This window comes from Acinetobacter sp. ANC 4558 (assembly GCF_002135375.1).
Classification (GTDB): Bacteria; Pseudomonadota; Gammaproteobacteria; order Pseudomonadales; family Moraxellaceae; genus Acinetobacter.
This window is the reverse complement of the sequence record NZ_NEGH01000008.1, coordinates 1-14,045: the sequence shown is the minus strand read 5'-3', so window position 1 is coordinate 14,045 and position 14,045 is coordinate 1. Positions and strand designations below refer to the sequence as shown.

Genomic DNA, 14,045 nt, shown 5'->3' with positions numbered 1-14,045 from the left:
AAAATATAATTTCAATCAATTATATTTCATAGTTGGATTTGTTTAATATTTTTATTTCTAGATAAGGTTATGTGATATTTCAATTTTTATAATCGCTCAAATGATAATTTTTAGTTTGGTTATTTAATACATTTAATTTAGATCATGAATAAAACCGTACTTACCTGTATTTAAACAAGGTAGTACGGTTGATTAACTTAGCAGTGTGATAATGAGTTTATATTAGAAGTCATATGAAACAGAAAGCCAGTAATTACGACCTGGTAAATAGGTGCCAGTAACACTTGCGCCAACATCTAAGTATTTATAACCAGTGGCTTGTTGAACTGTTCCGTTATCGAGAAAGTTATAAGTTTGATTACCTTCAGTAAAGTCTTTATCTAATAGGTTATTAATTGCCATATTAAAACGCAGATTATCTGTGACACTATAACTTGCACCTAAATTAAATAAGTTATAACCCGCTAACTTATCGCCAAATAATTTATATTCTTCATAATCACTTGAACCTAAACCAGACGTTGGTGCAGTAGGCTTACTTAAGAAACGAGCACGACTTGATTTATATTCATGCTGTAACCAAATATCTAGTGCGCTGTTAATATGCCATGTAGAGGTGAGGTTAAATGCATTACGTGGGACGTTATTATAAAAACCGCCTTTATTTACCCCTTTGGTAATTTCCGTTTTCATATAGGTATAAGCTGCTTTAATATCCCATTCTGGAATAATGGTATATTGAAGAGATGTTTCTACACCTTGAACTTTGGCTTTATCCGCATTAAAACTTTGGCTATACGTTGTAGTTGTTGTTGAATTAGGGAAGGCTGCTAAACAGTTTGGAGATGATGAACATAGTCCATTTCTGGATACAATGGCATCTTTAATTTGATTGTAAAACGCAGTTGCCGTGAAATTAATTTGATCTGTTGGTTGTAAATTAAAACCAAGTTCATAGTTGGTTGATGTTTCTGGTTTTAAGTCTGAATTGCCAAGAGTTGGCTGCAAACCTTGTCTACCAAAATTAATTAAGCCATCGTAGAGTGCTTTTGGTGAAGGTGCTTTATAACCCGTACTGACACCACCTTTAATGGTTAAAATATCATTGGTATTCCACACTAAATATGCACGTGGGCTAAATTTCCCACCAAAACCATCGTGATTTTCATAGCGTGTGCCATAAGTAAAGGTTAAGTTTTCAATTAAATTCCATTCATCTTCTGCATAAAGTGCCCAAGAATTTTTACTGAATTTATGCGTGCCATTTTCAACAATATTGTCTTTAACGGTTAATTTTTTATATTCTGCACCTGTCGTGACTTTATGGCTTCCTAAAGTAGAGATGAGGGTTGTATCAGCAACTAAATCTGTATTTTTTAAAGTACGATCAGCCCCTGCTAATGGATTTTTATTACCACCAATCAGTGCAGCGCCTGGAATGGTTCGTCCTTTGGTTTCTGTATCTGTTTGGCTGACATAAGTACGCCATGTCCCAAAATCATAATCACCATCATGACCAATGGCATATTGAGATCGATTAAATTCCATTTTATCTTTATAGCCACTCGCAGCTGTTGGAGTATCTATTGTGCCCAAACGGCTGTCTTCATTTCTATAGTTTTGGCTTGAGTGAAAGCTATCTAACCAAACCGCATTTTTCTCATCAACTTTAAAGGTCAGTTTACCGCCAACATCATAATTATGTGCTTTGGTTGGACGTGGATCTCGACCTGTAGAACCTTCGATACGATCTGAATGACCACGATCGTAATAGCTTCCTCGAATTTGTAAACCTAGTTTGTCATGAATTAATGGACCATTCATTAAAAAACTCGTTTTCCATGAGTCTGCTTCTGAGCTATGTTCCATTGCATTACCACTGACAGTGATATTACCGCTCCATTCATTACTTATTTTTTTAGTAATAATATTAATGACACCACCCATGGCATCTGAACCATAAAGTGTTGACATTGGACCGCGAATGACTTCGATACGTTCAATAGAAGAAAGTGGGGGAATAAATCCTGTTGAAGTTTCACCAAAACCATTTGGTGTTACATCTGTTGAGGTGGTTTGTCTACGACCATCAATTAAAATAAGTGTATCAGATGCGTTCATGCCGCGAATGCTTACATTCAAGCCAGAAGTTTTACCTACGCCATTACGTACATCTACACCTGGAATATCAACGAGTAAATCTGCAATCGATGTTGCATTTTTCTTTTCTATATCTTCTTGAGTGACAACGCTAATACTTGCTGGTGCATTTTTTAGAGATTGTTCAAACCCACTTGCAGAGACAACGATTGTTGCGAGCTGTTGAACATTGGTACTTGGGTCGGAATTTGCAAAAGCTGCTGTGGTTAAAGGTGCCAATAGGGCTAAAGATAAAGGATGTAAGTTAAAACGACTCATATATAGAATTCCAAACGGACGAGAAAAATATAAATAATAAGACTTATCATTCGTATTAATAATACACAAATGATGCTAGAAAGTATCGACAAATTTACTTAAAAGTAATGTGGTGATAGAATTTTACTATTGGCTATAAACGTCGCGATTTTTCATATGATGATTATTGGGTAATAGTGTTGAACGAAGCCTCGTTTAATTTATCGATAGAAATTCAGAAAATCGAGATTAAATTTTTATTAAAATTGTGTGTTTTTTATCATGCAATGTTAAGTCTTGGTTAATCGCATGAATATATAAGAACTTAATACAATTTTTTGATTCAAGCTGTTTAATTTAAGATAGGATATTTCACCGGAATAAGAAGCCATTTTATTTCGGACAGGATGTCGTTGAAATATTTCGTATAAAAAATATACAATAGATGTATCTTTACAACAATTTTAACCTAGATGATGAGGTTATTTTGTATATCTTTAAATGTTGTCATATAATGTGGCACTTTTTATAAAACTGTATTTACTAAATATATAGAGGAAGCCATGCAAGTAACTTCTGAAGCGGTTTCGGGCATTGCCCGTCGTTTAAATGTTTCTGTACCGACGAGCCGTATTAATGAGCAATTTGAAGCTCGTTTAAAACGCACTGCCAAAACTGTGAAGATTAACGGCTTCCGTCAAGGTAAAGTGCCAGTAAACGTTGTGCGCCGTGAATATGGTGCGGGTATTTATCAAGAAGTTGTGAATGATATTATCCGTGACACAGTATTTGAAGCTATTCAGCAAGAGAAAATTAATGCTGTTGGTATGCCAAATATTGAAAAAACTGAAATGAAAGATGATGCTTTAGTTTATGAAGCAACTGTTGAAGTTTACCCAGAAGTAGAGGTTAAATTCGAAGGTCTGGATGTTGAACGTAAAACAACTGAAGTAAATGATAAAGATGTTGATCAAATGATCGAAAATCTTCAAAAACAACGTGCATCATGGACTGAAACAAAAGGTATGTCTAAAAAAGATATGCAAGTTACTTTTGATTTTGAAGGTTCAATTGATGGCGAAAAGTTTGAAGGTGGCGCAGCACAAGACTTTAAATTAGTGTTGGGTTCTGGTCGCATGATTCCTGGCTTTGAAGATGGCATCATTGGTTTGAAGAAAGGTGAAGAGAAAGTTATTGATGTTACTTTCCCTGAAGATTATCAAGCTGAGAACCTTGCTGGTAAAACTGCTCAATTTAACATTAATGTTAAATTGGTTGAAAAACAAAAGCTTCCTGAAATTGATGCAGAATTTTTGAAAATCTTTGGTTTAACTGAAGAAGAAGGCCTTGAGAAGTTAAAAGCAGACGTTCGTAAAAATATGGAACGTGAAGTGAAAAATGGTCTTCGTAACCAAGTTAAAGGTGCAGCTTTTGATGCGCTTGTTGCTGCAAATGAAGTCGAACTTCCATCTGCAATGGTTGCTCAAGAAGTTGATCGTCAACGTCAACAAATGATTCAACAATTCACTCAGCAATTTGGTGAACAAGGTGCGAAAGCATTTGATTCAAGCATGCTTCCAGATGATTTGTTTAAAGAGCAAGCTGAAAAATCAGTTAAATTAGGTGTGTTAGTTAGTAAAATCTTAGCTGATGCTAAAATTGAAGTTGATACTGCACTTGTTAATACTTATATTGAAGAAATGGCTTCATCATATGAAGATCCAACTGAAGTGATTGAGTATTTCAAAAATGATAAACAACAACGCGCTCAAATTGAAGGTGTTGTTTTAGAAGATCAAGTTGTAGATTATATCTTGAATTCTGCAAAAGTAACTGAAAAATTAGTAAGTTATGAAGAATTGTTGAAAGAGCAACAAGCTCGTCAACAAGGCTAATCGCAAGAAAAAATAAAAATGGCGCATTGAGCGCCATTTTTATTACTAACTCGTGAATAAAATTGCACTCAAGTTCACAAAGTTTATGCAAAAAATATCAAATATTTACTGGGGAAACTTTTGCAATTTTCATGATTATCCCTCATATTGTAATGATGAGTGAACTCACAAAAAATTAGGAATAGATAAGCATATGTATGTTCCAACAATTGACAACGCTTTAGTACCAGTAGTCGTAGAACAGTCTTCTCGTGGCGAACGCTCTTTTGATATTTATTCACGCTTATTAAGAGAACGTGTCATTTTTTTAACAGGTGAAGTCGAAGACAACATGGCGAACTTAATTGTTGCACAAATGTTGTTTTTAGAAGCAGAAAATCCTGAAAAAGATATTCATTTATATATTAATTCTCCTGGTGGCTCTGTCACTGCGGGGATGGCAATTTACGATACAATGCAATTTATTAAGCCCGATGTTGTTACCTATTGTATGGGACAGGCTGCATCTATGGGAGCATTCTTATTAAATGCGGGTGCTAAGGGTAAACGCTATTGTCTTGAAAATGCACGTGTCATGATTCATCAACCTTTAGGTGGTTTTCGCGGTCAAGCATCTGATATTGAAATTCATGCACGTGAAATTCTCTTTATTAAAGAGCGCCTAAATCGTTTGATGGCTGAACATAGTGGTCAAGAATATGAGCAAGTTGCTAAAGATACCGATCGTGATAACTTTATGACTGCTCAGCAAGCGAAAGAATATGGTTTAGTCGATGAAGTTTTAACAAAACGTCCATCAATTTAAAATTAATTTATTGGAGTAAGTATGTCCGAGCATCCTCAAGGACAAAAGCATTGTTCATTTTGCGGTAAGACGCAGTCTGAAGTCGGGAAACTGATTGCGGGCGAGGACGCATATATCTGCAATGAGTGTGTGGACGTATGCTTAGATTTAGTCCAAACCAGTCAACAAGTAGAAACAGGCGATTGGGCGACTAAACCATTACCAAAGCCACATGAAATTCGTGCTGCGCTAGATCAATATGTTATTGGTCAAGATGTTGCAAAGAAAACATTATCTGTCGCTGTTTATAACCATTATAAGCGCTTAAAAGTAAGCCAAGATGGTCATAAAAAGAAAGATGAGATTGAACTTGCAAAAAGTAATATTTTATTGGTTGGACCTACGGGCTCTGGTAAAACATTATTGGCACAGACTTTAGCACGCTTATTGGATGTTCCATTTGCAATGGCAGATGCGACAACATTAACAGAAGCAGGTTATGTGGGAGAAGATGTTGAGAATATTGTTCAAAAGCTTCTTCAAAAAGCAGATTATGATGTAGATAAGGCTCAGAAAGGTATTATTTATATCGATGAGATTGATAAAATCACGCGTAAATCTGAAAACCCTTCTATTACACGCGATGTATCGGGTGAAGGTGTCCAACAAGCATTATTAAAAATGATTGAAGGTACTGTTGCATCTATTCCACCTCAAGGTGGACGTAAGCATCCTCAACAAGAATTTATTCAAATTGATACTTCAAATATTCTCTTTATTTGTGGTGGTGCATTCTCTGGCCTAGAGAAAATTGTGCAGCAGCGTCAGGAAAAGGGCGGTATTGGTTTTACAGCAGATGTCCGAAATAAAGATGAAACTAAAAAGCTTTCAGAATTATTTAGACAAGTTGAAGCGACAGATTTAGTTAAATTTGGATTAATTCCTGAATTTATTGGTCGTTTACCTGTAATTGCGACCTTGGAAGAGTTAGATGAAGCTGCTTTAATGCAGATTCTAACGGAACCAAAAAATGCATTGACCCGTCAATATGAATATTTATTTGAGATGGAAAATGTAGATCTTGTATTTGAAGATAGTGCTTTACGTGCAGTAGCGAAAAAAGCATTAGAACGTAATACAGGTGCACGTGGCTTACGTTCTATTTTAGAAAATGTATTGCTTGAAACGATGTATGATTTACCAAGTCGTACAGATGTTGGTACCGTCATTGTGAATGAAGCGGTTATTAATGATCAAGCAAAACCAGAGTTTAAAGTTGAGCGTCAAGAAAAAGCTGAACAACCCAAAGAAGAAAAAGTAGATTTAAAAGTTTTAAACTCTAAATCTGCATAATCTTGCGATACTAAAAATGCGTAAAATTTATTTTTACGCATTTTTTATATCAAGTAAAAATAATAATATTTTATTGATGTTTTAGAGCTTCTAATTTTTTATTAATACTGGAAAACTCAGATTCAGCAGTTTGCATAGATTGCATCAATTGGCTATTGGTCAGCTCCATTGTTTTTTGTGCTAGCAAAGGCGTTTTTTTCAAAATAGATTGCCCTTCAGTCGATGAATAGAAGTTAATTTGTGCTTGAATTTCTTGTGAATTAAAAACTTCCGCATAAATTTTTTCTAATTGTGGTTGTAATTTTTTCCAATCAATTGATTTTAAAGAATAATCATAAAGTTTATCTGTAATTTCATTGGCAACATTTTGTTGTTCAGTGTTGAGTTGATCTTTTTGTAAATAATTTTTAACAATCGCATCTGCTTGTTGTTGAAAAACTGGTCGTAATTGTTTAAGTGTTTCTTGGCTAATTTGATCTACATGAGTGACTTTCATCAGTTGGCTAATTTGCTCATGAGTTGCTTGTGCTGCATGGACGGATATTGTTGGTAGAAATAAGCCACAAATGACTAAGTTTTTCAATATATTCATTTTCAGAATCCAAATAAAAAGCACCCTAATCATAGAGTGCTTTTAGTCTAAAAGGCGAGTGAATAAATGTTAATTTGCTGCATCCGTTACTGGAATTTTACCAATTTTTGCTTGCCAAATTTTTGGAGCGGTTGCATGCACTGAAGTACCATTGACATCTACTGCCACAGAGACTGGCATATCTTCAACAATAAATTTATAAATTGCTTCCATGCCTAAGTCCGCGAATGCAACAACTTCAGCTTCACGAATTGCCTTAGATACGAGATAAGCAGCACCGCCAACAGCCATTAAGTAAGTAGCTTGGTTGTCTTTGATTGCTTCAATGGCAGTAGGACCACGGTCTGCTTTACCAATCATGCCATATAAGCCAGTGGCTTCAAGTACTTGACGAGTAAACTTATCCATACGTGTTGCTGTTGTTGGACCCGCAGGGCCGACAACCTCATCACCAACTGGATCTACTGGACCAACGTAATAAATGAACTTTCCTTTAAGGTCTACAGGAAGCTCTTCACCGTTATTCAGCATATCGACCATACGTTTATGCGCTGCATCACGACCTGTATAGATGGTACCGTTAAGCAGTAATGTATCGCCTGGTTTCCAAGAGTTCATTTCTTCTTGGGTTAATGTATCTAAATTAACACGCTTAGATTTTGAAGAATCCCAAGTAACTGAAGGATAATCATCAAGTTTAGGTGCTTGAATATGCGCTGGACCCGTACCATCTAGTTGGAAATGTGCATGGCGAGTTGCTGCGCAGTTTGGAATCATACCAACAGGTTTTCCAGCAGCATGACATGGGTAATCTTTAATTTTAATATCAAGAACGGTTGTTAATCCACCAAGGCCTTGAGCACCAATTCCTAATGCATTTACTTTTTCGAAGATCTCAATACGTAGTTCTTCAAGCTTATTTTGTGGACCACGACGAAGAAGCTGATCCATGTCTAGCTCTTCCATTAATGCTTCTTTAGCAAGCATCATTGCTTTTTCAGCAGTACCACCAATCCCAATGCCAAGCATTCCAGGAGGACACCAACCAGCACCCATTGTTGGAACTGTTTTAAGAACCCAATCTACAATTGAATCGGATGGGTTTAACATTGCAAGTTTAGATTTATTTTCAGAACCACCGCCTTTCGCAGCGACAGTAATATCAACTTTATTGCCTGGCACTAATTTGTGATAAATGACCGCAGGTGTATTGTCTTTCGTATTTTTACGACCAAACGCTGGATCTGCAAGCACTGATGCACGAAGTACATTGGTATTTTCTAAATAACCTTGACGTACACCTTCGTTAATCGCATCGTCTAAGCCCATGGTTAAATCAAATTTAACATCCATGCCCACTTCAACGAATACGTTTACAATGCCAGTATCTTGGCAGATTGGGCGATGACCTTCTGCACACATACGAGAGTTAATTAAAATTTGTGCAATTGCATCCTTTGCGGCTTGATTTTCTTCACGGTCATACGCACGGCTCATTGCTTGAATGAAATCCTGCGGGTGATAGTAAGAAATGAACTGAAGCGCATCTTTTACTGATGTGATCAAGTCATCTTGCTTGATAATAGTTGTCATATCAAAAAATCTCTTGAGCGGGCTGTTAGCTAGCGGGCTAAATTATAAGACAAAAAGGGTAAGTTGTGGGTGTTTTGAGCGACTTTGTTCAAAAGTTTCATTTCATTAATGAAGCTGGAAATATATTCTGAAATGTATATTTGTCTTAATTCACGATAGAAGATGACAGATGCTATGATTTATTTTTGATATTTTTAGTAAGTTGTTGAAATTAAATATAAAATTATGAATTAATAAAAGTGTCACAATTGTCATAAATTTGTCATATTTATTTTGCATAATGGCGCTAACACAGTCTAAGTCTATATCTATGATTACGCCCATTCTTTCAGTTGTTGTTTTTTCTTTGTTTATTGCAATAACTTGGTTCTATGGTCAGCAAGAAGATTAAATCTTTCTTCGTTTTCATTTTTGTAATTAATACAATAAAAATACCTTAGTTTTTCATTCTTTTAAGATGGCTAGATTATCGTCCTTGTCTATGTATTCTGATAGATGTGATAATTGAAACTCGTATATATCAAAAATAATGCTATGACAACACATCAAGTATTGCCATAGTCATCATGTATGTTAAGCTAGTTTTCCAATTTTAGCTTCGACAGCATCAAGTATGACACCGTGATGAATTAGATCTTTAATGGTCATAATATGTGGATATAAATACATGTCATTGTCCATGACTGGAACCGTTTTTTGTATCTCGTTCAATACCACTTGAGTGGCACTGCCTGCGGTATATTCTTTTTCCATAAACTGATGTGCTTGATATACCGATAACAATTCAATAGCAAGAATATATTCTAATTTACTGACAATACTTGCAGCTTTTTTTGCAGCATTGTAGCCCATAGAAACATAATCTTCTTGTCCACCACAGGTTGAAATATTATCGACAACGGCTGGCATTGATAACATTTTCATTTCATTTAATAAGCCAGCCTGAGTATATTGTGGAATCATCAGACCAGAATTTAATCCTGGTTTTTTGACTAAAAACCATGGGTAACCCGATAAATTTCCATCAATAAGGCGAACATTTCGACGTTCTGACATTTTTGCCAGCATGGTGGTTGCAATGGATGCACTATCAATTTCTAAACCTACATAAGCTGCATCACAATTACAACTACTCATCGCATAACCATCATCACCATCTGGCATAATCACGGGATTATCTGAGCAAGAATTCATTTCATTTTCAATGGTCAGCTTAGCATCCGCTAAAGTTTTTTTCACAGCGCCATGTAGTTGTGCAATTGCACGTAGTGAGAGAGCATCTTGTAGGCGATGATCAATATGTGATTGGGCAATATTGGAGTCTGCTAATATTTTGCGAATATTGGCAGCAGTTTCACTTTGCTGCGTATGACGTTTTAGATTCATGACTTTTTCATCAAAAGCACGAAGTGTTCCTTTGAGAACTTCTAATGACATTGATGCAATAATATCGGCTGATTTTACAGCACGTAACATATCATATAATGATAATGCTGCTAAGGCAGTTGGGCTGGTTGCACCATTGAGAAGAGCTAAACCTTCTTTTGTGGCTAAAATAAGTGGTTGTAGTCCTGCTTGTTCTAAAGCGACTCTAGCATCTAACCATTCACCTTGGAATTTAATTTTTTCTTCACCAATTAAACTCACCGCAATGTGCCCTTCAACAGACAGATAGCCGACAGAGCCATCTCGAGGTACAAAGGGGGTTAATCCTAAATTTAAACATTGTCTGATTAATTCTAACGTTTCTAATCGAACGCCACTATAACCTAAACCTGTATTTTGAAGAATCATCAGCATAATTGCGCGGACTTCTTCTTCAGGCATGGGTTCACCCACAGATGTTGCATGTGTCAGAACAATATTGCGTTGTAACTCGACGGTATCCTCTTTGGATATCGCTTCTGTGCATAATACGCCAAAGCCTGTGGTGATACCGTACATTACACGTTCTTCTTCACTCCATTTTTCCACAAGTTTTCTAGAGGCTTGTACGCGATTGATATAGTTTTCTGAAAAAATTACTGGTGATGAATGTCGTGCAACAGCAACAAGATCATCGAGTGTAAGATGACTATTTTTTCCTAATTCAACGATCATACAAATTTTCCTTAACCTATGTATTTGATGAAATTCAAACTTGTCATGTAATGTATATACAAGTGTTGTGTTCTGTCAAATATCTTCGCATAGAAATTCAGGAGTTTTAATATTCCAATATGTAAACCTAAATTGAAATAGAACATGATTAACAGCTGAAACAATTAGAATGAGTATCTAGGGAGGTGAATGGGGGAGGTTGTAAAGTGAAATAACATGAGATTTTTTATAAAAAAGAGTAAACACTATTGCATCTAAATATAGAACGGACGTATTTTAAGAAAGCACAGATTTCGATGGCATAAAAAAATATAACATCATTATTATCATGGTTTAAAGTGAGAGACCGTATGATTGAAAGTACACAATTATTTGGCTTTATGGCAATTGCATTGTTGCTTGTACTGACACCAGGTCCCAATATGATTTATTTGATTTCCAGATCTATTTGTCAGGGGAAAAAAGCAGGACTTATTTCATTGGGGGGAGTTGTACTTGGCTTTGTATTTTATATGCTTGCTGCGGCATTAGGCATTACAGCGTTATTATTTGCAGTTCCTTATGCTTATGACGTAATTCGTATTTTAGGTGCTGTATATTTATTGTGGTTGGCATGGGGTGCAATTAAACCTAACGCAAAAACTTTGTTTGAACCACAATTATTACAACAAGATAGCGCTAAACGATTATTTTTAATGGGCTTTGCGACAAATCTATTGAATCCAAAAATTGCAATTATGTATTTGTCTTTATTGCCACAATTTATTCGTCCTGAACAAGGTCATGTTTTTGCTCAAACATTATTTTTAGGATTTAGCCAGATTCTCGTGAGTATAATTATTAATACTGCGATTGTCTTTACTGCGGGTTGGGTTGCAGTTTTATTGAGTCGAAAGCCACAGTGGGTGCAATTACAAAAGTGGATAATGGGAACAGTCTTAACAGGTTTGGCATTTAAACTACTTTTAGAAGGTAAGCGCTAAGATTGAATTAATCCTTTTATCAATCATGAATTGTCATTATGGAAAAAAATCACGTACATTTAGCCGATAATATTATTGAACTCTACCAAAAACATGCCAAAGCTTGGACTGCGCTTCGGGGAAAATATTTATATGAAAAAAAGTGGTTAGATTTGTTTTTGGCTCATTTGATTCCACAGTCTAATCTTCTTGATTTGGGCTGTGGTTCTGCACAGCCTATTGCTGAATATTTAATTCAGCACCACCATTCTGTTGTGGGCATTGATAGTGCTGATCAAATGATTCAAGATGCTCAAATAAATTTTCCACAACACATTTGGTTAAAAGCAGATATGCGTGAATTACAACTGAATGAGCAATTTGATGGGATTTTAGCATGGGATAGTTTTTTTCATTTAAAACCGAATGATCAAAGAGCGATGTTTAATCAGTTTGAAAAATTTTCAAAACAGGGTGGTTTGTTGATGTTTACTACTGGCCCATCTTATGGTGAAGCCATTGGAGAACTGTTTGGTGATGCTTTATATCACGCAAGCTTATCTCTAGAAGAATACCGATATCTACTTGCGAATTCTGGATTTGAAGTCATCACAATGATTGCAGAGGATCCTGAATGTACAAAACATACGGTATGGTTAGCACAAAAAATAGCGAATTAAAAAGCATGCTGAGTAGGTACTATTGTTTATATGAAAAGATTAAGCGTACGGCTGTATGATTTTAAATTTTTGTCGTCATTCTCATTCCGCCTACTCTTTGATATTGTCTTTAACCATGAGTTGATTTTTTCATACAATAATTTTTTATGTGCTACACATGAATAGATGATGTTTTAAGCACTGATGACTTTATTATTAATTAGTATATTTATGAGTTATCGTCGTATACCTGAGATTTCTAATTCAATGCGACGGTCAGGCTGTAAACATAATTTTTGTTTTGATAAGTTTTTAATATTCTGACAATCTTGTGTAACAGGCTGTGTCTTTCCAAAGCTTTGCACGGCAAGAATCTCATCGGGAACGCCTTGGCTGACTAAATATTGCTTCACGGTTTGTGCGCGTGCTAATCCCAATTTATAGTTATATTGCTCACTGCCCAGACGGTCGGTAAACCCAGTTATTGCAATTGAACTAATATGACTATAATTTTGTTCCAGGGTAGAAATGAGCTGCTGTAGATTTTGTTCACCTGTTGGTAATAAGCTACTTAAACTTGAACCATTGAATTTAAATAAGATATCACCGTTCAATAAAACTTTTTCTGTGTTTACTGTCGGTTGTGGTATTGGTTGCTCAGCTTCTACGATGTTATGCACGGTAGGTGGTTGAGCGACAATAAAAGTCTCACAGTCATTTCCTTTCCACGAAAGTCGTTCAGCGAGATATTGTTTATTAAAATCAATACGAAGTTGGCAACGCTTATATGTTTGTGTATTGGGAATACGAATATCTAAAACATAATTCCATGTTCTTTCAAACAGGAGTCCTTCATTAAAATGAGGATTTCCTAAGAGTTGACGAAATTGATCTTTGGTTAATCCCGTATCAAGTCGAGCGACATCATCATATTCATAGCGATGAACTTGTTTTAAGTAGCTTTTTTGAATGTCTGGAAAACGTGAATTATGGTCATTTGTTTTTGCCTCAGCGGCAAATATATTTCCCGACAAGGTGATGGCATAGCTAAATATTAAACTTGGAATCAAGATTCTTTTTTTCATAATAAATATCCCCAATAGAATTAAATTATTTTTATTGTATTAATTGATTATTGCATTAATTCCGAAACGGACACTCAGGTCGCCCTCAGTTGCTCCTGCAACGCCAAAGGTCGCAGACCAGCGTCCATTATCTGAGGTTTTTCTTAAGGTTGCACCGAAAGCAACTTCCGAAGCATGATATGCCGTTCCTAAAGCATAGGTCCATTTACCTGGAATATAAGGTGCAGTTTCTAAAGCCATTGCCGCCGCAATTCCTGCATTTGCACGTTTTGCTGTTTTATTGATGGCTTGTTGTAATCGTTTATCTTCGTTGTCTAAGGCAAGAATTGCATCACCTACGGTATAGTATGAATTTCCTGCGACATTGAATGTTGGACCTTTACCTGATTCGAAGTCTGAGCCTGCACCGATAATATTGTAAATAGTATCGCCTAAATGGTGGAGCTGAGAACCATTGACAGCATCTTGAGAGCTTGATGAAATTATTGCATTTGCAACATGAGTAATTTTATTGCCACCCATATTAATTCCATCTTGGTTAATGATGGTGTTACCCACATGAACCGAAGTAAACGTAATATCTTTACTGGTCGCAATTGCATAAGTGGTACTGCCATCGGCATTT

Annotated in this window: 10 protein-coding genes and 1 pseudogene; 5 read left to right on the top strand and 6 right to left on the bottom strand. The window is 35.9% G+C overall.

All coding sequences use genetic code 11. The annotated features are described in order from the left end of the window. Positions 1–222 precede the first annotated feature (222 nt). Entirely contained in the window at positions 223–2,418 is a 2,196-nt protein-coding gene (locus B9T31_RS10495) for a TonB-dependent receptor domain-containing protein (RefSeq protein ID WP_086181918.1), read from the bottom strand. A gap of 542 nt (positions 2,419–2,960) precedes the next feature. Here B9T31_RS10495 and tig point away from each other — a divergent pair. The 3 genes from tig to clpX all read left to right on the top strand — a co-directional run bounded on the left by tig (position 2,961) and on the right by clpX (position 6,429). Continuing rightward, positions 2,961–4,292 (top strand): trigger factor, encoded by a 1,332-nt coding sequence (gene tig, locus B9T31_RS10490; RefSeq protein ID WP_086181917.1) that lies wholly within the window; start codon positions 2,961–2,963, stop codon positions 4,290–4,292. Between the two features lie 193 nt (positions 4,293–4,485). Next, on the top strand, positions 4,486–5,097 hold the full coding sequence (gene clpP / locus B9T31_RS10485; RefSeq protein ID WP_086181916.1) for an ATP-dependent Clp endopeptidase proteolytic subunit ClpP: 612 nt from the start codon (positions 4,486–4,488) through the stop codon (positions 5,095–5,097). A gap of 21 nt (positions 5,098–5,118) precedes the next feature. After that, the gene (gene clpX / locus B9T31_RS10480) at positions 5,119–6,429 is read left to right on the top strand and encodes an ATP-dependent Clp protease ATP-binding subunit ClpX (RefSeq protein WP_086181915.1); all 1,311 of its coding nucleotides are present in this window, start codon (positions 5,119–5,121) and stop codon (positions 6,427–6,429) included. A gap of 70 nt (positions 6,430–6,499) precedes the next feature. On the opposite strand, the gene B9T31_RS10475 is transcribed toward clpX, so the two are convergent. The 3 genes from B9T31_RS10475 to B9T31_RS10465 form a co-directional block, all read right to left on the bottom strand. Next, positions 6,500–7,021: a DUF2059 domain-containing protein gene (locus B9T31_RS10475; RefSeq protein ID WP_171264739.1), complete on the bottom strand. Its 522-nt coding sequence runs from the start codon at positions 7,019–7,021 to the stop codon at positions 6,500–6,502. A gap of 69 nt (positions 7,022–7,090) precedes the next feature. After that, positions 7,091–8,614 (bottom strand): fumarate hydratase, encoded by a 1,524-nt coding sequence (locus B9T31_RS10470; protein WP_086181913.1) that lies wholly within the window; start codon positions 8,612–8,614, stop codon positions 7,091–7,093. 573 nt (positions 8,615–9,187) lie between these two features. Continuing rightward, positions 9,188–10,714: an HAL/PAL/TAL family ammonia-lyase gene (locus B9T31_RS10465; RefSeq protein WP_086181912.1), complete on the bottom strand. Its 1,527-nt coding sequence runs from the start codon at positions 10,712–10,714 to the stop codon at positions 9,188–9,190. 350 nt (positions 10,715–11,064) lie between these two features. On the opposite strand from B9T31_RS10465, the gene B9T31_RS10460 reads away from it, so the two are divergent. Both B9T31_RS10460 and B9T31_RS10455 read left to right on the top strand, forming a co-directional pair. After that, a complete protein-coding gene (locus B9T31_RS10460) occupies positions 11,065–11,697 on the top strand; it encodes a LysE family translocator (protein ID WP_086181911.1) in 633 nt (210 codons plus the stop codon). 38 nt (positions 11,698–11,735) lie between these two features. Further along, on the top strand, positions 11,736–12,356 hold the full coding sequence (locus tag B9T31_RS10455) for a class I SAM-dependent methyltransferase (protein ID WP_086181910.1): 621 nt from the start codon (positions 11,736–11,738) through the stop codon (positions 12,354–12,356). A gap of 215 nt (positions 12,357–12,571) precedes the next feature. Here B9T31_RS10455 and B9T31_RS10450 read toward each other — a convergent pair whose 3' ends face one another. After that, positions 12,572–13,420 (bottom strand): OmpA family protein, encoded by an 849-nt coding sequence (locus B9T31_RS10450; protein WP_086181909.1) that lies wholly within the window; start codon positions 13,418–13,420, stop codon positions 12,572–12,574. Between the two features lie 39 nt (positions 13,421–13,459). Further along, positions 13,460–14,045 (bottom strand): annotated as a pseudogene (locus B9T31_RS10445) (YadA-like family protein); the annotation flags it as partial.

Excerpts from the sequence above, each read along its gene's own strand:
- B9T31_RS10495 (WP_086181918.1), bottom strand. The coding sequence starts at position 2,418 with ATGAGTCGTTTTAACTTACATCCTTTATCTTTAGCCCTATTGGCACCT.
- tig (WP_086181917.1), top strand. The coding sequence starts at position 2,961 with ATGCAAGTAACTTCTGAAGCGGTTTCGGGCATTGCCCGTCGTTTAAAT.
- clpP (WP_086181916.1), top strand. The coding sequence starts at position 4,486 with ATGTATGTTCCAACAATTGACAACGCTTTAGTACCAGTAGTCGTAGAA.
- clpX (WP_086181915.1), top strand. The coding sequence starts at position 5,119 with ATGTCCGAGCATCCTCAAGGACAAAAGCATTGTTCATTTTGCGGTAAG.
- B9T31_RS10475 (WP_171264739.1), bottom strand. The coding sequence starts at position 7,021 with ATGAATATATTGAAAAACTTAGTCATTTGTGGCTTATTTCTACCAACA.
- B9T31_RS10470 (WP_086181913.1), bottom strand. The coding sequence starts at position 8,614 with ATGACAACTATTATCAAGCAAGATGACTTGATCACATCAGTAAAAGAT.
- B9T31_RS10465 (WP_086181912.1), bottom strand. The coding sequence starts at position 10,714 with ATGATCGTTGAATTAGGAAAAAATAGTCATCTTACACTCGATGATCTT.
- B9T31_RS10460 (WP_086181911.1), top strand. The coding sequence starts at position 11,065 with ATGATTGAAAGTACACAATTATTTGGCTTTATGGCAATTGCATTGTTG.
- B9T31_RS10455 (WP_086181910.1), top strand. The coding sequence starts at position 11,736 with ATGGAAAAAAATCACGTACATTTAGCCGATAATATTATTGAACTCTAC.
- B9T31_RS10450 (WP_086181909.1), bottom strand. The coding sequence starts at position 13,420 with ATGAAAAAAAGAATCTTGATTCCAAGTTTAATATTTAGCTATGCCATC.